Origin of the sequence: Skermanella rosea, from assembly GCF_016806835.2 — a bacterium.
Classification (GTDB): domain Bacteria; phylum Pseudomonadota; class Alphaproteobacteria; order Azospirillales; family Azospirillaceae; genus Skermanella; species Skermanella rosea.
The window spans coordinates 4,732,316-4,753,674 of sequence record NZ_CP086111.1 but is presented as its reverse complement, the minus strand read 5'-3'; the positions used below and the strand labels follow the sequence as shown (position 1 = coordinate 4,753,674).

Sequence of the window (21,359 nt, the reverse complement as noted above, 5' to 3'; positions counted from 1 at the left end):
CACGAGGAATGGGACGGAACCGATGAGCGGCTTCAAAACCCTTGATGACTACCAGTTCGATGGCAAGACCGTCCTGGTCCGGGCCGACCTGAACGTCCCGATGAAGGACGGCGCGGTGTCGGACACGACGCGCATCGACCGGCTGGCTCCGACCCTGACGGAGCTGTCGAAGGCCGGTGCCAAGGTGGTCGTGCTCTCCCACTTCGGCCGGCCCAAGGGCGGCCCCGATCCGAAATACTCCCTGCAGCCCGTGGTCGACGCGGTGTCCAAGGCGGTCGGCCAGAAGGTCGCCTTCGCGCCGGACTGCGTCGGGCCCCAGGCCAAGGAGGCCCTCGCCAAGCTCCATGGCGGCTCGATCATCGTGATGGAGAACCTCCGCTTCCACCCGGAGGAGGAGAAGAACGACCCCGGCTTCGCGAAGCAGCTCGCCGAGCTGGGCGACATCTACGTCAACGACGCCTTCTCCGCGGCCCACCGCGCCCACGCCTCGACCGAGGCGCTGGCCCGCCTGCTGCCCAACGCCGCCGGCCGCCTGATGGAGGCCGAGCTGAAGGCCCTGTCCCTGGCGCTGGAGAATCCCGAGCGCCCGGTCGCCGCCGTGGTCGGTGGCGCCAAGATCTCCACCAAGCTGGATCTGCTGGGCAACCTGGTGCGCCGGGTCAACCTGCTGGCGCTGGGCGGCGGCATGGCCAACACCTTCCTCTATGCCCGCGGCACCGCGGTCGGCGCCTCCCTGTGCGAGAAGGACATGGCCGAGCAGGCGCGCGAGATCATGGCGATCGCCGAGCAGGCCGGTTGCGAGATCCTGCTGCCGCGCGACGCCATCGTCGCGAAGGAGTTCAAGGCCGGGGCCGAGAGCCAGGTGGTGGCGATCGACCAGGTGCCCGCCGACTCCATGATCCTGGACGTCGGCCCGGCCACGGTCGAGTACGTGACCCTGAAGCTGCAGGGCTGCCGCACGGTGGTTTGGAACGGCCCGCTGGGCGCGTTCGAGACCCGTCCGTTCGACGCCGGGACCAACGCCGTGGCCGGCAGCGTCGCGGCGCTGACCAAGGCAGGCCGGGTGCTGAGCGTGGCCGGCGGCGGCGACACCGTGGCGGCCCTGGCCGCGGCCGGCGTCGAGGATGCCTTCACCTATGTCTCGGCCGCCGGCGGCGCTTTCCTGGAATGGCTGGAAGGCAAGGACCTGCCGGGCGTCGCGGCGCTCAAGGGCTGAGGCCGGGAAGATCGAAGTCCGGGAGCGTCAGCTCCCGTACCTCTTGGTCCATTGCTGCTCGATCCGCACCATCCACGAGGGGTGCGGTTCGAGCTGGGCCGTGCCCAGCTCCTCGTCCGACAGGGTCGCCACGCCCCGGGGCAGGGCCTCGAACCGCCGGCGGTCCTCCGGATCGAGCCGGTCCGGGTCCAGCACGGTGAAGTCGCCCCACACGGCGGGATCCTGCTTGCGGATCTGGGCTTCCGGCGACAGCAGGAAGTCGGCCACCACCATGGCGGCCTCCGGCGCGTTCGCATTGTAGGGGATCGCCACGAAGTGGGTGTTGCCGATCGTCCCGCGGTCCAGCACGAAGGTGCGGACCGACGGCGGCAGCAGGCCGCCGGCGATGTCGCGGGACGCCTCGCCGGGATGGAAGCTCAAGGCCATGGCGACCTCGCCGTCGGCCAGCATCTGCTTCAGCGCCGGGCCGGTCGCCGGGAAGCTCCGGCCGCCGCGCGCCAGGTTGGGATGCAGCCGGTCGAGGAACGACCAGAGCGGCGCCGTCACCCGGTCGAAATCGGCATCGTCGGCCGGCCGCTGAAGTCGCGCCGGGTCGGCCGTCACCTCCACCAGCATCTGCTTCAGGAAGGTGCTGCCGATGAAGTCCGGCGGGCTCGGATAGGTGAAGCGACCGGGGTTCCCGCTGGTCCAGTCCAGCAGGGCGGCGGCGCTGCGCGGCGGATCCGCGACCTCTTCGGAGTCATGGACGAAGACGAACTGGGCCATGCCCCAGGGCGCCTCCAGCCCGTCGGTCGGGATCGTGAAGTCGACGGTGGTGGTCGGCTTGCCTGTCGTGTCGATCCGGGCGGCGTTGGGCAGCCGGTCCACGAAGGGGCCGTACAGAAGCCCGTTCTCCTTCATGGCCGCGAAGTTCTCGCCGTTGATCCAGACCAGGTCGACCGAGCCGCCCCGGTCCTTGCCGGCCGCCTTCTCGGCCAGCACGCGGGACACGACGTCGGCGGTGTCGGTCACCTTGACGTGGCGCAGGTCGATGCCGAACCGGTCGCGCACCTGGCCGCCGACCCAGCCGATATAGTCGTTGATCCTGGGATCGCCCGCCCAGGCGTTCCAGTACACGGTCTTGCCGCGCGCGGCCGCCAGCGTCGCGTCCCAGCCGGGCGCCGGGGACGACGGCGCCTGGGCGTGTGCCGGCCCGGCCGGAACGAGGTGGAGCGCCGCCGCCAGGACGGCGGCGGCGATCGGGGAAAATCGGGACGGCGATGGCACTGTTCGGGAGTCTCCTGTTGGTGGCTCAGCCCGGGAGCGGCAGCAGGTCGGTCAGGGGATTGGCGGTCAGCCATTCCGACCGGACGGCGGCGATGGTGACCGGGTCCAGGTAATCGGCCACCCGGCCGGCGACATGGTCCACCAGGGCCGCGTCGCTGAGGTCGGCCGACCAGTCCTCTGCGCTCTCGGCCCGGTCCTTGCCGGCCTTGGCCGCGGCCCGCGATTCGACCCGCCACTTGGCGCACCAGGTCACCGACCACAGCCACATCACCCGCCGCAGCGGCAGCAGCCAGGGACGGCAGGAGTCCGCGAGGGGGGCCTCCACGGCATCCAGCCACAGCCCGTAGGCGGCGGCGATGTCGGCGGTGCCCAGCACGGCGTGGCAGGAGACGTCCCAGGTGGTCGAGGTGTAGAGCGTGGCATGCGCCAGGTCGAACCCGGCGGCGCCGTAGCGCGCCTTCTCCAGGTCGACCAGGACGGCCGTGCCGGGAGCCGGCCCGGAACCGGCGATCAGGAAGTTGCCGGGATGGGCGTCGAACGAGATCAGGGTGACCGGGGGCCGGCCGCTCCGGCGCGCGAAGGACTCGGCCCAGGCGAGCTCCTCCGCCACGGCGGCCCGGGCCTCGGGGTGGAGGCCGGCGGCGTCGAGATGCCGCGCCTGGGCCGTCACCTCCCGGAGCGTGGCGCCGACCGGGTCGTCCTGGTCCCGCAGGGGGCGGCGGGCCGGCGGGGGCGGCACCGGGAGCCCGTGGATCGACGCCAGGGCGCGGACGATCGCGGGAAGGTCGGCCGGCAGGACGGGGGGGCGGCCGACGATCTCGTCGACCACCAGCGCCCCCATCGGCACCGTCGCCTCCGGCAGCATCACGGCGTGCAGGCCCGGCACGTGGCCGCCCGCGCCCGCCCGTTCGAAGCAGGCCGCCTGGTAGGTCAGGTTGGACGCCGCGGACAGGCCGAGCTGGCTCTGCCTGGGCACCCTGAGGAGGACGCCGTGGCCGGCCACGCGCACATGGTCGTGCGCCAGCCCGGTGGTCGGCAGGGGCGTCAGGTCTTCGAGACGGACATCCCCGAATCCGGACAGGCGGATCAGCCGCCGGTGCAGGGCCTGGAGCAGGGGCGTCGAAATCATGTGAAACGATATGGCCGTTCCGGCCGCCCGGTCATAGGGCATGGGTCTTCACATCGGCGTGAACGCCCGGTTTTCCCGCCGCTCCGCCAGCGGCGCCAGGCCGCCGGATCGTCGACGTCCTCCAGCAGGTCCAGAGGCGGTCCCGCCTCGCGCGCGCGCAGGTTGGCGAGCGTGTCGGACAAGGCGTGCGCGCCGGACCAGCGGACGCCGGCGAAGATGTCGCGCGGCTCGGCCGGCCGGCGGCGCGCGCCGACCAGCCAGTAACCGCCGTCCGCCGCCGGCCCGAACACGAAGGCGTGGTTTCCCAGCGCCCGGAAGGCGGCCGCGACGTGGTCCGGCCGGACCGCCGGGATGTCGCTTCCGAGCACCACCACCGGACCGGGCGGCAGGCCGACCGGCGGCCGGCGCATCGGGCGGCGCATCCGCTCGCCCAGGCCGCCGCCGCCCTGCGCGAGCGGGCGCACCCGCTTCGGCAGTCCCGGCGGCGGTCGCGCGCGGTCGGGCGTCAGGGCCAGCCAGACGGTCCAGCGGGGATCCCGGGCGAGGCGGCGCAGCAGGGCGGGGAGGGCGGTGCGCTGGAAATGCACGGCCGCGACCGGGCCGACATGGGCCGCCAGGCGCCGCTTGCCGCGCCCGAGGCGGGCCTCCCGCGCGAACACCACGAGGTGCCGTGCCGTCGGGCCGGGGCCGAGGATCATCGCGGGTTCACCCGTAAAGCCGGCGGACGGCGTCGGGCGGCAGGCCGGCCAGATAGAGCGCCAGGCAGCCGAGGTTGCGCAGCGGCCGGCGGACATAGCCGCCGCGCCGGTAGCGCTCCGCCGAGGTGGTCACGGCGAAGGGAAGGGGGACCAGGCGGCGCCGGCCGATCCGGCGCACGAGGGCGACATCCTCCATCAGGGGGATGGCGGGAAAGCCGCCGGCCGCCCGGTACAGGTCGCGGTGGACCAGCAGGCCCTGGTCGCCGTAGGGCAGGCCGAGGCGGCGGCACCGCCACTCGACCAGCCGCTCCATCCGGCGGGCCGGGGCCGCGCCGTCGTCCAGCGCGAACCGCCCGTAGCCGGCGCGGGCGCGGTTCTCCGCCACCGCCATGAAGCGCGCGGCCTCGTCCGCCCAGGACGGGTCGGGCACGCTGTCGGCATGGAGGAAGAACAGCCATTCCGCCGTGCCGTCCGCCAGCAGGGCGGCCGCACCGGCGGCCAATTGGACGCCGCGTCCGCGCGGCGCCCTGACGACCCGGGCGCCGTGCCGCAAGGCCGTCCCGGGAGTGCCGTCGGTCGAGCCGCCGTCGGACACCAGGATCGGCCATCCCGCCGCCGCCGCGGCCGGGCCGATCGCTTCCAGCGTCCGGCTCAGGCCGCCGGGTCCTCCGGCGTTCAGCGTGGGAATGACGATGCCTAGGGCGGACAGGGATGTCTCCTGCGGGTCCGGGCTTGCGGGGAGGCGTCCGGCCCTAGTCTAGCACCGATCCGACCGGCATCAATCGATCCGCGGCAGCCGGATTTCGATCTCCGTGCCGCGCAACGGCCGGGGCGACGCGTCCGGCGTCGCGGCGGACGCGAAGCGTATCCGGGCGCCGACCTGCCGCGCCAGGGTCTGGACCAGCAGCAGGCCCAGGCCGCGGCGCGACGCGGTGCGGCTTTCGTCCAGGCCGATCCCGTCGTCGCGGACGCGGATGGTATTCACCCGGGGCTCGCCGGTGACGGTGATCTCGACGGTGCCGTTCCGGCCGTTCCCGGCGTCGCCGGGCGGGTAGGCGTGGGTCAGCGCGTTGGCGACCAGTTCGGCGACGATCAGGGCGAGCTGCCCGGCGGCCTTCAGGGGAACCAGTCCGGTGCCGCCGGTCACCTGCACCGCTATGCCGGGAGAGGGCTCCAGCTCCGCCGTCATCCTGTCGCACACCGTCGCGATCAGCGGCCCGATCGGCATGTCGGCGGTGCTGCTGTCGTCGAACACCAAGCCGTGGACCAGGCTCATGGTCTGGATACGCCCGAAGCTCTTCCGCACCTCGCGGGCGCTCGGCTCCTCCAGCCGGGATGCCTGCAGGTTGAGCAGGCTTGAGATGACCTGGAGATTGTTGCGGGTCTGGTGGTGGATCTCGTGGATCAGGGCATCGCGGTCGGCGAGCGCCGCCTTGAGGTCGGCGGTGCGCCGGTCGACCTGGCGTTCCAGCGTCTCGTTCAGGTCGAGCAGCCGGGCATTGCTTTCCGCCAGCTCCCGCGACGACTGGTCGAGTTCCTCCAGCGCGACGCGGAATTCCTCCTCGGCGGTCTCGGCCTCGACCCGGCTGGCCAGCAGCTGCCGCTCCAGCGAGCGACGGAAGATCCTCTCGTCGTCGAGCCGCTGCCGCACCTCCGCGAGCGTCCGCTCGGTCCGGCGCAGCTGTTCGGTCACGGCTTCGAGCCGCGCCTCCAGGCGGTCGCAGGCCTGCGCATACAGGTTCGACTGCTCGCGCAGATCATCGGATTCCATCTGCAGCTGCTCGCGCTCGAGCCCCGAGATCACCAGATCGCGCCGAAGGTCGTCGATCAGGCGGCGCATCGCCTCGGGCGACTCTTCCGGGTGCCGGGAGCGCGCTTCCTTCCTGGAGGAGTGGGACATGCTCAACTCCGGACGCAGGCGGGAAGGCACGCAGGAAGGCCGGCGCCCGGCGCTGCTGCCGGCCGCCTCAAAGGCTCGCCTGGACCTCCTTCTCCACCGCGGGTTCCGCCGTCGCGCCTTCCCGGCCGCGCCGCGACGTCCAGACCAGCGACGCCTTGGAGCCGGGCAGCTTCAACAGGACGGCCGCCAGCTTCTTGCGGCCCGAGACCTGCTCCGCCGCGTCGATCGCGTCGGCGGTCGCATCGTGCTGGCTGAGATAGGGACCGTGGCTTTCGGTCCCGTTGTCCACGTACCATTTGCCGACCCGGGTCGTTACGAAGAATTCGTTGGTCACCATGATCGTCCCCGTCGTGAATGCATCCATACGGGAGAAACATGCCGTGGGACTTGTCGTGACCGACGGCGCTTGGGATATGTCGCCCGAGAGGGAAGTCCTTTGCATTTCGAGACCCGGGCATCTGACCATTGGCGGAATCATAGGTCCAAGGGCCTGCAGTCATCGGGAGTCCTTTCTTCGCGGTCTCGCGGCTGGACCGCATGGTCATGACCTTCCCGGGATAAACACATCTGCGCGGAGATGATCGCGGCGAGAGAGCCGCCACCGATTGAAATCGCGGGCCGGGCAGGCCCGCCATCGGCGCGCGGGCTGCGCCGCGGCTGCCGCACCGCGGCGTTTAACAATTGATCCAGATCAGTCCCATCGCGCGAAGCTTCCGGTACGATCCCGCGACTAAAAGCAGAGCTTCATTTCTGACATGGCGCTCGGACAAATCGAGGGGACCCCGGATGCAGCGAGAATTAACAACAAAAATAAGGAACAACCCCAAATTCGAGGAGCTGACCCGGAAGCGTACAGCTTATGGTTGGCTCCTGTCGATCGTGATGCTGGTGATCTACTACGGCTTCATCCTCCTGGTGGCCTTCGCTCCCAAGGCCCTGGGCACGCCCGTCTTCGGCGTCATCACCATCGGCATTCCGCTCGGCGCGCTGATCATCGTCTCGGCCTTCGTGCTGACCGGTATCTACGTCCGTCGCGCCAACTCCGAGTTCGACGAACTGAACCGGCAGATCATCGAGGACCTGAAATAATGAAGCGCGTCATCGCAGCATTCGCGGCGGCATCGGCTGTCGCCGCGGCCGCCCTGGCCGTTCCGGGCTCGGCGTTCGCCGCCGACGCCATTTCCGGCGCCGTCCAGAAGTCGGCGACCAACTGGACCGCCATCGTCATGTTCCTGGCCTTCGTGGCGGGAACGCTGGGGATCACCTACTGGGCCGCGTCCAAGACCAAGTCGGCCAAGGACTTCTACGCCGCCGGCGGCGGCATCACCGGTTTCCAGAACGGCCTGGCGATCGCCGGCGACTACATGTCGGCCGCCTCGTTCCTCGGCATCTCGGCGCTGGTCTACACCTCGGGCTTCGACGGGCTGATCTACTCGATCGGCTTCCTGGTCGGCTGGCCGATCATCCTGTTCCTGATCGCGGAGCAGTTGCGCAACCTCGGCAAATACACCTTCGCCGACGTCGCCTCCTACCGCCTCCAGCAGACCCCGATCCGCACCCTGGCGGCCTCCGGCTCGCTGGTCGTCGTGGCGCTCTACCTGATCGCCCAGATGGTCGGCGCCGGCAAGCTCATCCAGCTCCTGTTCGGCCTGCAGTACAACTACGCCGTCATCCTGGTCGGCGTGCTGATGGTCATGTACGTCACCTTCGGCGGCATGCTCGCCACCACCTGGGTGCAGATCATCAAGGCGGTCCTGCTGCTGTCCGGCGCGTCCTTCATGGCGCTGATGGTGCTGGTGGCCTATAACTTCAATTTCGGCGCGCTGTTCCAGGCCGCGGTGGACATCCACCCCAAGGGCATCGCGATCATGGAGCCCGGCACCCTGGTCAAGGATCCGGTCTCGGCGATCTCGCTGGGCATCGCGCTGATGTTCGGCACCGCAGGATTGCCGCACATCCTGATGCGCTTCTTCACCGTCGCCGACGCCAAGGAGGCCCGCAAGTCGGTCTTCTACGCCACAGGCTTCATCGGCTACTTCTACATCCTGACCTTCATCATCGGCTTCGGCGCCATCGTCCTGCTGATGAAGGACCCGAGCTACTTCAAGCTGGGGGCCGACGGCGTCTCCTACGACAAGCTGAAGGACATGATCGGCGGCACCAACATGGGCGCCATCCATCTGTCCAAGGCGGTCGGCGGCGACCTGTTCATGGGCTTCATCTCGGCCGTCGCCTTCGCGACCATCCTGGCGGTGGTGTCGGGCCTGACGCTGGCCGGCGCGTCCGCCGTGTCGCACGACCTCTACGCCTCGGTGTTCCGCCGCGGCCGGGTCAACGAGGTGCAGGAGATCCGGGTGTCGAAGATCTCGACCGTGGTCCTCGGCATCCTCGCCATGGTGCTCGGCATCGCCTTCGAGCAGCAGAACATCGCCTTCATGGTGGGCCTCGCCTTCGCCATCGCGGCCTCGGCCAACTTCCCGATCATCGTGATGTCGATGTTCTGGAGCAAGCTGACCACCCGCGGCGCCCTGATCGGCGGCTTCCTGGGCCTGATCAGCGCCACCGTGATGGTGATCCTCGGGCCGACCGTGTGGGAAAGCGTGCTGGGCAACGCCAAGGGCAGCGCGCCGTTCGGCTACGACAACCCGGCGATCTTCTCGGTCACCCTGGCCTTCGTCGGGACCTGGTTCTTCTCGATCATCGACAAGAGCCAGAATGCCGCGGACGAGGCCGCCGCCTACGAGGCGCAGTACATCCGCTCCCAGACCGGTCTGGGCGCCGAGGGTGCTTCGTCCCACTGAGTGCCGGCGCCCTGCGCCCCGGCAGGCTGCGCCATGGTGTCGCGGGGGAGCGCTCCCCCGCGACTATGGCTCTCGCCAAGACGCCCCAAGGCTGCCAACCTTGGGGCGTTTTTCTTGGGCCCCGGTTTTTCCGAACTCCAACGCCGAAGGTGCGCCGACGTGTTCGAAGCCTTCAGTTTCACGATCGCGCCGTTCGACCGCCTGACACCCGCGGAGCGGGATCAGGTCATGGCGGCCTCGGACATCGCCGTCTGGTCCAAGGGCGCCACCGTCCTGCGCGGGGAGGAGGCGTCCGGCCACCTGCACATCGTGCTCAAGGGCCTCGTCCAGGAGCTGAGCGGGACCGAGGTGCTGGCCGCCTACGGTCCGGGCGAGAGCTTCGACATCAAGGCGCTGCTGGGATCGCCCGGCACCAGCACCTTCGTCGCGCGCGAGGACAGCGTCTGCCAGCTCCTGCCGCAGGAGAGCTTCCTCGACCTGACCCGGACCAATCCCCAGTTCGGCGTCTGGTTCCACCAGGAGATGATCGACCGGCTGCGCGACCTGGCCGTGCGCCAAGCCAACCGAGAGATGACCTCGTTCATGATGGCCCGCATCCGGCAGGCCTATATCCACCCCGCCGCCTATGTGGGTGCCGACTGCAGCGCCCGCGACGCGGTCGCGGCCATGAAGGCGACCCGCTCGACCTCGCTGCTGGTCAGGGGTGAACCGGGCGCCGACGGCACGCCGGGACGGGTGGGCATCCTCAGCGACCGCGACCTGCGCGACGCGGTGATCCTGGACGGGGCGCCCGTGACCTCGCCGGTCGGGCCGCTCGCCAGCTATTCGATGATCTCGCTCGACATAGACGACTTCCTGTTCAACGCCCTGGTGGTGATGACCAAGCACGGCATCCGCCGCGTCGTGGTGACCGAGGGGGAGGCGATCGCCGGCATCCTGGAGCAGGTCGACCTGCTGGGCTTCCTTTCCAACAATTCCCACATCGTGGCGATCCGGGTCGAGCGGGCCTCCGACCTGGCGGACCTTCGGGCCGCCTCGGCCGAGATCCCGACGCTGATCCAGGCCCTGCACGGCAACGGCGTCAAGGTCCAGTTCATCGCCGAGATGGTCACGGCGCTCAACCGCCGGATCTTCGCCAAGCTGTTCGAGCTGCTGGCCCCGCCCGACCTGCTGGAGAATTCCTGCCTGATCGTGATGGGCAGCGAAGGGCGCGGCGAGCAGATCCTGAAGACCGACCAGGACAACGGCCTGATCCTGCGCGACGGCTATACCTGCCCGGACCTGGAGTCGATCACCGCGGAATTCTCCCGCTCGCTGATCGAGTTCGGGTATCCCCAGTGCCCCGGCGGCATCATGGTCAATACGCCGGAATGGACCCGGCCGCTGGCCGGGTACCGGGCGGCGATCCATGGCTGGGTCTACCATCCGGACGAGGCGGCGCAGCTCAACCTGGCGATCTTCTACGACGCGGCGCCGGTGGCCGGCGACGCCACGCTGCTCGACCAGGCGCGCGACTACCTGATCGAGACGCTGTCCGCCAACGACATGTTCTTCTCCCATTTCGCGCGGCCGACGCTCAGCTTCGACACGCCGATCGGGTTGTTCTCGCACCTCAAGGGGGAACAGCTCGACATCAAGAAGGGCGGGATCTTCCCGCTGGTCCATGGCGTGCGCAGCCTGGCCCTGGAGAAGCGCCTGCAGGAGCGCAACACGATCGACCGCATCCGGGCGCTCCAGGCGTTGGGCGTGTTCGACGCGACCCTGGCGACCGAGCTGACCGAGTCCCTGCTGGCGATGCTGGAACTGCGCCTCAAGCTGCGGCTGGCGGCCGGCGACACCGGCACCCAGACCGACAATTTCATCCGGCCGGACCAGTTGAACCGCCTGGAGCGGGACCTGCTGAAGGACTCGCTGTCGATCGTCAAGCGCTTCAAGGAATTCATCACCTATCATTTCCACCTGAAGATGTTCTGATCATGCTGTCGGACCTGCGCAAGTCGCTCAACCGCCGCCATCTGGCCGACCCCGCCTACGCCTTCCTGTTCGACGAGGACGACAGCGGCGAGTCGGTCGCCCTGGCCGTGGCAGCCAGCTCGTTCGACGTGGGGCAGGCCGACCTGCTGGAGGTCGTGGCGATCCCGATCCGCGGCAACCGGCTGCTGACCAGCCGCCGGCTCCACCTCAGGACCGGCCCGTCCGCGCCGGACGCCGCCTCCCGGGACCAGGAGCAGGCGGCGCTCGACCTGTTGCGATTCGTCGGGGCGCGGCCGCTGGTGGGATACTACCTGACCTTCGCGGTGGCGCTGATCGACCGGCTGGTGAAGCCGCGGATCGGCGTCCAGGTCCCCAACCCGATGATCGAGGTGTCGAGCCTCTATTACGACCATCACCGGCCGTCCGCCGGCCGCCCGGCGGCCGATCTCCGGTTCGACGCGATCCTGCGCGACCTCGACCTGCCGGAGCGCGGAACCCCCGGCCCGCTGGCCGACGCCGTCTCCTCCGGCCTCATCTATCTGACTTTGCGCCCGCCTGCCGCGTGATGCCGCAGCCCGGCACACGGGCGTGCGGCGGACGTTGCCAAGCTTCGGCACTTGGGATTGAATGGGCCGCAAGGCCGTCAACCCGAGGGGCAGATGATCGCGCGGGCATTCCGGATACTGCGTCTCATGCTCCTGTCGTGCCTCCCCGCCGTGCTGCTGCCGGAGCCGGCGGTGGCGCTGGACCTGGTCAACGTCGTTCTGGCGCCGCTCCCTCCCTTCATCCTCGAAGGGGCGGCTCCCGACCGTCCGCAGGGGATCGTCACCGAGATCCTGTCCGAAGCCTTCCGGCGGGACGGCCGGACGCCGAGATACGCCTACATGCCGGCGGCCCGCGCCGAACACACCGTGCGCAACGGGCGGGCTTTCGCCACGGTCTTCCGGGGCGGCTCCGGCCCTGGCTCGGCGGACTTCGTGCTGTCCGACAGCCTGCTGGAGGCATCGGTCAGCGCCTTCGTCGGGACCGGCTATTCCGGCCCGCCGCTCGACAGCTTCCGGGCGGTCGCGATCCGCCAGTCCGGCGGTCCGGCGGATGATCCGGAAGCGGGAGAGGCCCCGGGGCAGCCGCGGCTGCGGGTCATCACCATCCACGGCGACCCGGTGCAGGGCAGCCTCGTCGCCGCCGGCGTTCATATCGAGGACGTCGCCAGCAGCGCCGCCGCCCTGACCCTGGTGCTCCGGGGACAGGGCAGGGTCGTCCTGGTGACTTTCACCGAGCCTCTCCTGCTGGCCGCCCAGGAAAGCGGCGCCGCCCGGTCCGCCTTCCTCGAGTTCCCGATCGAACGGGTCGAGTTCCGCCTCGCGATCGCCCGCAGCCGGTCGGGCGCCGCCGGTCTGGTCGAGCGCTTCAACGAGGCGCTGGCCTCGATGCGCGAGGACGGCTCGATCCGGGCGATCCACGCCCGCCATGTCAGCTTCCGGCCGGCCACCGACTGAGCCGCGCCTCGGCGCCGAATTACCCCTTCCGATTTCTCCACCATCGCAACTAATTGCGCCGTGGCGGGTTTTTGGCTCGACAAAGACACACCCCGGCGGGTGGCTTGCCGTGGCCGCCCGCGTTAACGTCGCGGTTTCCCGAAATCATGGATCAAGCGAACGGATGATGATCGACCGTATCTTCGGCCGGTCGGTGCTCGGCCTTCTGACGGTCCTGCCCCTGCTGGCCCTGCTGCTGTGCGGCACGCCCGCCTCCGCCCAGGTTCCCTCCGCGGCACTGCCGGGAGCGGCACCCGCGGCACCCGCCGCCGAGCCGGAGGACCCCACCAAGCAGATCCAGGATCTGCTGGCCACCCTGGAGGACCCCGCCGCCCGCGAACGGCTCACCGCCCAGCTCCGCACCCTGCTGCAGACGCAGCGGCAGACCGAGCAGGAGGAGATCGAGCCGCCGAGCACGCGGGTGCTGGAATTCCTGTCGGAGCGGGTCGGGCGCCTCAGCCGGCAGATGATCGCCATAGGGGCCGTCTTCGCCGACCTGCCGGACACGGTGGAATGGCTCCGGGGGCAGGCCACCGACGAGATGCGCCGCGACCGCTGGATCCAGGTCGGGCTCCAGCTCGTCCTGGCGGTCGGCGTCGGGTTCCTGGCCAGCGCCGCCATGTCGCGCCTGCTCCGCCGCGCCCGGCTGTCGATCGAGAAACGGCGGAGCGAGCGTATCCTGGCCCGCCTGCCGCTGGTGGTCCTGCGCACCGTCATCGAACTGTTGCCGATCGGCGTGTTCGCCGTCGCCGGCTACGGCACGCTGTCCGTCACCGATCCGCCGCTGATCGTGCGGCTGGTAGCGCTGATCGTGATCAACGCGACCATCCTGATCCAGCTCATCCTGGCGCTGACCCGCGGCGTGCTGGAGCCGACGGCCCCGAACCTGCGGATGCTCCCGATCGGGGACGAGTCGGCCCATTACGGCTATATCTGGGTGCGGCGCCTCGCCTATACTGCCGTGTACGGCTACTTCATCTCCGAGGCGGCCTATATGCTGGGCCTGCCCGGCGGCTCCTACGAAGCGCTGCTGAAGCTGGTCGGGCTGGTGGTCACCGGCATGCTGGTGATCCTGATCCTGCAGAACCGCCGCGACGTCGCCGAATGGCTGCGTGGGCGTCCCCTGGGCGGCGGGGGCAACGGCGCCGTCGAGGCCCAGGAGATCGCGGCCGGCAGCCGCAGCGGGGCCTTCCGCGCGGCCCGGCGCCGGCTGGCCGACATCTGGCACATCCTGGCGATCCTGTACCTGGTGGTGATCTACGGGATCTGGGCGCTCAGCGTCCAGGACGGGTTCGAGTTCATGCTGCGGGCCACCGGCCTGTCGATCCTGGTGCTGATCGCGGCGCGCATCGTCGTGAACCTGACCGACGCCCTGATCCGCCGTGGCTTCTCGATCTCGCCCGAGGTCAAGCTGCAGTTCCCGCACCTGGAGGAGCGTGCGAACCGTTACCTGCCGATCCTCCAGCGGGTGATCAAGGCGGTGGTCTGGTTCTTCGCCCTGCTGGCCCTGCTCAACGCCTGGGGCGTCGACAGCTTCGCCTGGCTGGAGTCGCCGATCGGGCAGCGCATCAGCTCGGCCGCCGTCTCGATCGGGGTCGTCCTGATCCTCGCCGCGATCACCTGGGAGGTCACCAGCAACCTGATCGAGCACTACCTGACCGGAACCGACCGCTACGGCACCCGGATCGAACGCAGCGCCCGGGTCCGCACCCTGCTGCCGTTGCTCCGCAACGCCGTCATGGTGGTCCTGATCACCGTGGTCGCCCTGGTCACCCTGTCGGAGATCGGCGTCAACATAGCGCCCTTGCTGGCCGGTGCCGGCGTCATCGGCCTGGCGATCGGCTTCGGTTCCCAGACGCTGGTCAAGGACGTGATCACCGGCCTGTTCATCCTGTTCGAGGATACCATCTCGGTCGGCGACGTGGTGGACGTGGGAGGCGGCCACAGCGGCCTGGTCGAGGCGATCACGATCCGCACGATCAAGCTGCGCGACCAGGCCGGCGGCGTCCACTCGATCCCGTTCAGCCAGGTCAACTCGGTGCTTAACCTGACCAAGGACTTCTCCTACTATGTCATGGACATCGGCATCGGCTACGGCGAGGACACGGACCGGGTGATCGGCGTGATCAAGGACCTGGGCGCCGAACTGCAGGCGACGCCGCAGTTCGGCCGGCTGATCCTGGAGCCGATCGAGATCCTGGGCGTGGACGCCTTCCGCGACAATGCCGTCATCATCAAGGCCCGGATCAAGACCCGCCCGATCCAGCAATGGACGGTCGGGCGCGAGTTCAACCGCCGCATGAAGCGCCGGTTCGACGAGCTGGGCATCGAGATCCCGTTCCCGCAGCGGACGATCCATATCCGGAGCGACGGCCAGGCATCCCCGGCGGCGGAGCTGCCCTCTCCGGCCGGATCTCCGCCGCAGGCGCTCCGGGCCGGGCGGGGCGGTTGAGGATTGTGCGTTCCGGAGCGGCATATCCCGTTGCGTAAAGGAGAAGTGGATAAACTCTCCGCATGCGGGTAATCCTTGTGGCCGTTGATCACCGCCGCCAGCATCCGTGCCCGCGGCCGTTCACCGGAGTTGCGGGATATGCGCGTCAGTCAGCTTGCCTGGACGCCGGGGCAGGGATGGGAGGACATGCGGCCTTCCGACGACCTGTCCCGGGCGGACTTCGTCCTCTACTTCTTCGGACCCGGCGTCCCCGACCTGGCGGCCCGGCTCGCCGAGATCCAGGACCGGTTCCCCGGAGCCCCCCTGGTCGGATGCTCGACCGGCGGCGAGATCATCGGGGAGGAGGTGTTCGACGGCTCCGTCGTCGCCTCCGCGGTCTCGTTCGACGCCACTCCGGTGCGGATCGCCAAGGTGGAGATCGGGGACGACGAATCGCGCGCCGTCGGCCGGCGCCTCGCCGCCGAACTGCCGGGGGACGGCTTGCGCGCCCTGTTCATCCTGTCCGACGGCACGCGGATCAACGGCAGCGACCTGATCCGGGGGCTGCAGGAGATCGTGGGCGCCGATGTCACGATCACCGGCGGCCTTGCCGGCGACGGCGCGGACTTCAAGGTCACCCATGTCGGCGCCGGGGACCAGCCGCGGCCCGGGCGGGTCGCCGCCATCGGCCTGTACGGCGACGCCGTCGCCGTCGGACACGGCAGCTATGGCGGCTGGCAGCCCTTCGGGCCGGAGCGCCGGATCACCGGCTCTGCCGGGAACGTGCTCCACACCCTGGATAACCAGCCGGCGCTCGACCTCTACAAGCGCTATCTCGGCGACCTGGTGCCGGAGCTTCCCGGTTCGGCGCTGCTGTTCCCGCTGCGCATCGTCAGGCCCGACGGCGGCGAGGTGGTCCGCACCGTGGTCGGGACCGACGACGCGACGAACACCATGGTCTTCGCGGGCGACGTGCCCGAGGGCAGCGTCGCCCAGCTGATGCGGGCCAGCTTCGAGAAGCTGATCGACGGCGCCGGCGAGGCCGCCGGCATGGCCGCAGCACCCGAGGGGACCCATCTCGCGATCCTGGTGTCCTGCATCGGCCGCAAGCTGGTGCTGGGCCAGCGTGTCGCCGAGGAGGTCGAGGGCGCCGCGGAGATCCTGGGCGGGGACGCCCGCACCCTCGGCTTCTACTCCTACGGCGAGATCTCGCCCCACGCCCGCACCGGCGCCTGCGAGCTGCACAACCAGACCATGACGATCACCACCATCGGCGAAAGATGAGCCTGCACCGGCTGCTGGAGCGCCAGCTCAGGCGGGCGGCACGCGGGCGTCCCGACGGCCAGCCCGACATGGCGGCCCTGCTGGAAATGGTCGATGCCGCCTACACGGAGGCGGACCAGGAGCGTGCCCGGATCGAGCGCAGCACCCGCCTGATGGAGGAGGAGCTGGAGGCCGTCAACCGCCGCATCCGGGCGGAGGGGGAGGCGGTCGCCCGCACCATCCTGGACAATGTCGGGGAGGGTATCGTCACCGCCGACGACCGGGGCGCGATCGAGAGCGTCAACCGCGCGATCGAGACCATGTTCGGCTATGCCGAGCACGAGCTGCGAGGCAGGAACCTGACCCTGCTGATGGCCCCGGCCGACGCGGCGCCCCACGACGGCCAGGTCGCGGCCTACCGCGAATCCGGTAAGGCCCGGATCATCGGCCGCCAGCGGGAGGCGGTGGCCCGGCGGCGGTCCGGCGAGATCTTCCCGATCGAACTGGCGGTGGCCGAGATCACGCTGGCCGAAGGCCGCAAGTTCATCGGCGTGATCCGGGACATCACGCTCCGCAAGGAGGCTGAGCGCGAGATCCGGGAGAGCGAGCGCAGCTTCCGCCATTTCGCCGCCTCGGCCTCGGACTGGTTCTGGGAGATGGGCGCCGACCTTCGCTTCACCCGCTTCCTCGGCAACTTCGAGGCGGTGCTGGGTCCCGACGCCGGACTGTCGGTCGGCCGCACCCTGGGAGAGCTGATGGCGGTGGACGCCGGCCGGCTCGCCGACCTGGAGGCGCGCCGGGCGTTCCGCGGGCTGACCGGCACGTTCCGCGACGCCGGCGGCACGTCCCGGACGATCAGCATCAGCGGGACGCCGCTGTTCGACGACGGCGGGAGTTTCGCCGGATACCGCGGCACCGCGACCGACATCACCGCCTCGGTCGAGGCGGAGCAGCGGGTGACCGAGGCCGAGGCCAAGCTGGCCGCCGCCATCGCCAGCATCTCGGAGGGGCTGGTGCTGTTCGATGCCGACGACCGGCTGGTGTTGTGCAACCAGGAATATCGAAGGATGTTCGCGCCGGTCGCCGACCTCCTGCGGCCCGGGCTGCCCTTCGCCGAGGCGCTGGAGGCCGCGGCGGCCAGCGGCCACTATGCCGGCCTTCCGCCGGAGCGGACCGCGGAATGGCTGGAGAGCCGGATGCGCGCCCATCGCCGGGCCGACGGCATGCCGTTCCTGCATCACTTCGCCAACGGCGTCTCGATCGAGAGCACCGAGCGGCGCACGCCGGACGGCGGCACCGTCGGCATCTATGTGGACGTGACCGAGCGCCGCCGCATCGCGCGCGAACTGGTCGAGGCCAAGGACAGGGCGGAAGCCGCCGACCATGCCAAGTCGGAGTTCCTGGCCGCCATGAGCCACGAGATCCGGACCCCGATGAACGGGGTCATCGGCATGACCGGCCTGCTGCTGGACACCGCGCTGACCGGCGACCAGCGCTACTACGCGGAGACCATCCGCGAGAGCGGCGAGGCGCTGCTCGCCATCATCAACGACATCCTGGATTTCTCCAAGATCGAGGCCGGCCACCTGGAACTGGAGGAGGCCGAATTCTCCATCCTCGACGAGGCGGAGGCGGTGATCGAGCTGCTGGCCCCTCGGGCCCTGTCGAAGGGCATCGAGATCGTCAGCTTCGTGCCGCCCCGGCTGCACAAGCTGGTGCGCGGCGATCCCGGCCGGCTGCGCCAGATCCTGCTGAACCTGGTCGGCAACGCGGTCAAGTTCACCGAGAAGGGTGTCGTCTCGCTGCAGGTCATCGACCTCGCGGGACCCGGCCCCGAATCCGGCGACCACGGTGCCGGCGAGGTCGCCGGGGTGCGCTTCGTGGTGGACGACACCGGAATCGGCATCCCGCCGGAGGCCATGGGGCGGCTGTTCCGCCATTTCTCGCAGGTCGATTCGACCACGTCCCGGCGCTATGGCGGCACCGGCCTGGGGCTGGTGATCTCGAAGCGGCTTGTCGACCTGATGGGCGGCACCATCGGCGTGGAGAGCACGGTCGGCCGGGGATCCACCTTCTGGTTCGAACTGCCGCTGCCCCGCACCGGGCTGGTTCCCGCCGCCCGGCAGGCCGACTGGTCGGTGCTGGCCGGGCGGCAGGTGCTGATCGTGGACGACACCGCGGTCAATCGGGACATCATGGCGCGCCAGCTGGCCCCCTGGGGCGTGGAGACCCGCACCGCGGTCTCGGCCGCCGACGGGCTGATGATCCTGCGCCAGGCCAGCCGCGCCGGACAGCCGCTCGACGCCGTCCTGCTCGACCACAACATGCCGGAGATGTCCGGCATCGACCTGCTGGCGATCCTGCGCGCCGATCCCAGGCTGCGCGACCTCAAGGTCATCCTGTGCTCCTCGTCGGGAGTCGGCAGCCTGAAGGACGAACTGGTCGGCGTCTCGGTGGACGGCCTGCTGCACAAGCCGCTGCGCCACGCCACCCTGCTGACCCGGCTCGCAGAGCTGCTGGGCGGCGCGGCGCCGGACGGGCCCGACCCGGCGGCGGCCCCGGCCGAAACGGCGGTGCCGGCCCGGCGGCTGCGCATCCTGGTGGCCGAGGACAACCAGGTGAACCAGCAGGTCGCGACCGGGCTGATCACCCGGCTGGGGCACCGCGTCGACATCGCCGCCAACGGCCGCGAGGCGGTCGAGGCGATCTGCAACCTGCCCTACGATCTGGTCCTGATGGACGTCCAGATGCCGGAGATGGACGGGTACGAGGCGACGGCGGCGATCCGCAGGCTGAAGGGCGGCCGTGCCGAGGTGCCGATCATCGCCATGACCGCCAACGCGATGGAGGGCGACCCGCAGAAATGCCTCGCGGCCGGCATGGACGACTATCTGCCCAAGCCGGTGGACCGCCGCAAGCTGGCCAACGCCATCGGCTACTGGGGGCACCGGCGCGGCGGAAGCGGCGCGGAGCCGCCGCCGGCACCGCCGGCCCGGGTTCCGGTTCCGCCCCCGGTGCGCGCCGGGGCCGGGTCGGAGACCGCGATCCTGGTGGTCGAGGACGACCCGATCAGCCGGCGCATCCTGGCCGGCCTGCTGAAGGAGGAGGGGCGGCGGATCGACGTGGCGGTCAACGGGCGGGAGGCCGTGGAAGCGGCATTGCGCCGGCCCTACCACGCGATCCTGATGGACATCCAGATGCCGGAGATGGACGGCTTCGCCGCGACCCGGGCGATCCGCGCCCTGCCGCCGCCGGCGGGCTCCACCCCGGTGATCGCCATGACGGCGGATGCCGACCTGCTCCAGGGGGAGGAGTGGCGCGCCTGCGGCATGGTCGATTTCGTGGCCAAGCCGATCAATCGCAAGCTGGTCAACGAGAAGCTGGAGCGCTGGACGGCGCGCGCCGTCCCTGCGGAACCCCGGCGCGATCCCGACCCCGTCGCGGACCCCGCGGCGGACCGGGCTGACGACCTGGTGGATTCGGAACGCCTGGCCGACCTGGCCGACGCGATGGGCTGGGACACGGTTGCCGACCTGATCGACCTGTTCCTGGAAGCGGGGCGGGAGGCCGCGTCCGGCATCCGGGCGGCACTGGCGAGGGGCGACCTCGCCGCCGCGGGAAAGGAGGCGCATACCCTCAAGGGATCGTCGAGCAATGTCGGCGCGGTCACCGTGCAGGCGATCGCCCACCACCTGCTCGACGTTTGCCACGCGGGCGACGGGGCGACGGCTTCCGTCCTGGCGGAACGCATCGACGGGGCGCTCGCCGCCGCCGAAGAGCCCCTCCGACGGGCCGTCCGCGTCGCCTGCAATCCGCACCCCTGACGGTTTCCTCCAAGGATCAGTTGACACCAAAGCGTCCCCGGTCTTCAAGGAAAGGAGTTGAAGACGGGAGGAAACCAAATGAAGTCAACGAACAAGACCCTGTCCAGGGTGCTCGCCGGAGCGCTGGCGACGGGCGCGCTGGCGTTGTCGGCCGGGCAGGCCGGCGCGCAGGTCTCGGGAGACACGGTCAGGATCGGCGTGCTGAACGACCAGTCCGGCCTCTACGCCGATTTCGGCGGGCGCGGCTCGGTGATCGCGGCCCAGATGGCGGTCGAGGATTTCGGCGGCAAGGTGCTGGGCAAGCCGATCGAAGTCCTGTCCGCCGATCACCAGAACAAGCCCGACATCGGCTCCAACATCGCGCGCCAGTGGTTCGACCGCGAGAACGTCGACGCCATCGCCGACCTGACGACCTCGTCGGTGGCGCTGGCGGTCCAGGAGATCGGCAAGCAGACCGGCCGGATCACGCTGACCTCGGGAGCGGCGACCTCGCGCCTGACCGGCGACGCCTGCTCGCCGACCGGCTTCCACTGGGCCTACGACACCGTGGCGCTGGCCAACGGCACCGGCAAGGCGGTGGTCCAGGAGGGCGGCAAGACCTGGTACTTCCTGACCGCGGACTATGCCTTCGGCTACGCGCTGGAGAAGGATGTCGGGGAGGTCGTCAAGGCGGCCGGCGGCGAGGTGCTGGGCGCCGTCCGCCACCCGCTCAACACGGCCGACTTCTCCTCCTTCCTGCTCCAGGCGCAGGGCTCGGGCGCGCAGGTGGTCGGGCTCGCCAACGCCGGCACCGACACCACGACCGCGATCAAGCAGGCGGCGGAGTTCGGCATCGTCCAGGGCGGCCAGCAGCTCGCCGGCCTGCTGCTGGTGCTCAGCGACGTCCACTCCCTCGGGCTGGAGACGGCCCAGGGCCTCGTGCTGACGACGGGCTTCTACTGGGACATGGACGACGAGGCGCGGGCCTGGTCGCAGCGCTATTTCGAGCGCATGGACCGCATGCCCAACATGGTCCAGGCGGGCGTCTATTCCTCGGTCATGCATTACCTCAAGGCGATCGACGCGGCCGGCACCGACGAGGGCAAGGTGGTCGCGGCCAAGATGAAGGAACTGCCGATCAAGGACATGTTCGCCCGCAACGGGGATGTGCGCGAGGACGGCCGGATGGTCCACGACATGTACCTGGCGCGGGTCAAGGCCCCGTCGGACAGCAAGAAGCCGTGGGACTATTACGAAATCGTTCGAACCATCCCCGGCACCGAGGCCTATCTGCCGCTGGCCCAGAGCCAGTGCCCGCTGGTCAAGAAGTAGGGCCGGAC

Annotated in this window: 16 protein-coding genes; 10 read left to right on the top strand and 6 right to left on the bottom strand. The window is 70.1% G+C overall.

Translation table 11 applies throughout. From position 1 onward, the window contains the following. Positions 1-22 precede the first annotated feature (22 nt). Positions 23-1,216 carry a phosphoglycerate kinase gene (locus JL101_RS22285; protein WP_201073859.1) on the top strand — a complete coding sequence of 398 codons (1,194 nt, stop codon included), beginning with the start codon at positions 23-25 and terminating at the stop codon, positions 1,214-1,216. A gap of 27 nt (positions 1,217-1,243) precedes the next feature. Here the strand turns inward: JL101_RS22285 and JL101_RS22280 are convergent, their stop codons facing one another. The 6 genes from JL101_RS22280 to JL101_RS22255 form a co-directional block, all read right to left on the bottom strand. Beyond that, a complete protein-coding gene (locus JL101_RS22280) occupies positions 1,244-2,482 on the bottom strand; it encodes an ABC transporter substrate-binding protein (protein ID WP_228435071.1) in 1,239 nt (412 codons plus the stop codon). Between the two features lie 25 nt (positions 2,483-2,507). Further along, positions 2,508-3,611 (bottom strand): phosphotransferase, encoded by a 1,104-nt coding sequence (locus JL101_RS22275; RefSeq protein WP_203096218.1) that lies wholly within the window; start codon positions 3,609-3,611, stop codon positions 2,508-2,510. Further along, positions 3,608-4,309, bottom strand: a complete 702-nt coding sequence (locus JL101_RS22270) for a TIGR04282 family arsenosugar biosynthesis glycosyltransferase (RefSeq protein ID WP_203096220.1) — start codon at positions 4,307-4,309, stop codon at positions 3,608-3,610. Before JL101_RS22270 ends, JL101_RS22275 begins: the two co-directional genes overlap by 4 nt. Before the next feature lie 7 nt (positions 4,310-4,316). Next, on the bottom strand, positions 4,317-4,988 hold the full coding sequence (locus JL101_RS22265; RefSeq protein WP_228435522.1) for a glycosyltransferase: 672 nt from the start codon (positions 4,986-4,988) through the stop codon (positions 4,317-4,319). A 99-nt stretch (positions 4,989-5,087) separates the two neighbouring features. Continuing rightward, a complete protein-coding gene (locus tag JL101_RS22260) occupies positions 5,088-6,209 on the bottom strand; it encodes a sensor histidine kinase (protein ID WP_203096222.1) in 1,122 nt (373 codons plus the stop codon). A gap of 67 nt (positions 6,210-6,276) precedes the next feature. After that, positions 6,277-6,546 carry a hypothetical protein gene (locus tag JL101_RS22255; protein WP_203096224.1) on the bottom strand — a complete coding sequence of 90 codons (270 nt, stop codon included), beginning with the start codon at positions 6,544-6,546 and terminating at the stop codon, positions 6,277-6,279. Between the two features lie 449 nt (positions 6,547-6,995). Between JL101_RS22255 and JL101_RS22250 the strand changes: the two genes are divergently transcribed. From JL101_RS22250 to JL101_RS22210, 9 genes are all read left to right on the top strand, one after another. Next, on the top strand, positions 6,996-7,298 hold the full coding sequence (locus JL101_RS22250) for a DUF485 domain-containing protein (protein WP_203096226.1): 303 nt from the start codon (positions 6,996-6,998) through the stop codon (positions 7,296-7,298). Next, the gene (locus JL101_RS22245; protein ID WP_203096228.1) at positions 7,298-9,010 is read left to right on the top strand and encodes a cation acetate symporter; all 1,713 of its coding nucleotides are present in this window, start codon (positions 7,298-7,300) and stop codon (positions 9,008-9,010) included. The genes JL101_RS22250 and JL101_RS22245 overlap by 1 nt, the downstream gene beginning before the upstream one ends. 159 nt (positions 9,011-9,169) lie before the next feature. Next, positions 9,170-10,984, top strand: coding sequence for a putative nucleotidyltransferase substrate binding domain-containing protein (locus tag JL101_RS22240; RefSeq protein WP_228435070.1), 1,815 nt, complete (start codon positions 9,170-9,172; stop codon positions 10,982-10,984). A 2-nt stretch (positions 10,985-10,986) separates the two neighbouring features. Further along, a complete protein-coding gene (locus JL101_RS22235; protein ID WP_203096232.1) occupies positions 10,987-11,550 on the top strand; it encodes a 3'-5' exonuclease family protein in 564 nt (187 codons plus the stop codon). A gap of 126 nt (positions 11,551-11,676) precedes the next feature. Continuing rightward, a complete protein-coding gene (locus tag JL101_RS22230) occupies positions 11,677-12,483 on the top strand; it encodes a substrate-binding periplasmic protein (protein ID WP_203096234.1) in 807 nt (268 codons plus the stop codon). A gap of 163 nt (positions 12,484-12,646) precedes the next feature. Further along, positions 12,647-14,974, top strand: coding sequence for a mechanosensitive ion channel domain-containing protein (locus JL101_RS22225; RefSeq protein WP_228435068.1), 2,328 nt, complete (start codon positions 12,647-12,649; stop codon positions 14,972-14,974). A 138-nt stretch (positions 14,975-15,112) separates the two neighbouring features. Beyond that, on the top strand, positions 15,113-16,237 hold the full coding sequence (locus JL101_RS22220; protein WP_203096236.1) for an FIST signal transduction protein: 1,125 nt from the start codon (positions 15,113-15,115) through the stop codon (positions 16,235-16,237). Then, positions 16,234-20,040, top strand: coding sequence for a response regulator (locus JL101_RS22215; RefSeq protein WP_203096238.1), 3,807 nt, complete (start codon positions 16,234-16,236; stop codon positions 20,038-20,040). The genes JL101_RS22220 and JL101_RS22215 overlap by 4 nt, the downstream gene beginning before the upstream one ends. A 78-nt stretch (positions 20,041-20,118) precedes the next feature. Then, positions 20,119-21,351 (top strand): ABC transporter substrate-binding protein, encoded by a 1,233-nt coding sequence (locus JL101_RS22210; RefSeq protein ID WP_203096240.1) that lies wholly within the window; start codon positions 20,119-20,121, stop codon positions 21,349-21,351. Positions 21,352-21,359: the final 8 nt, after the last annotated feature.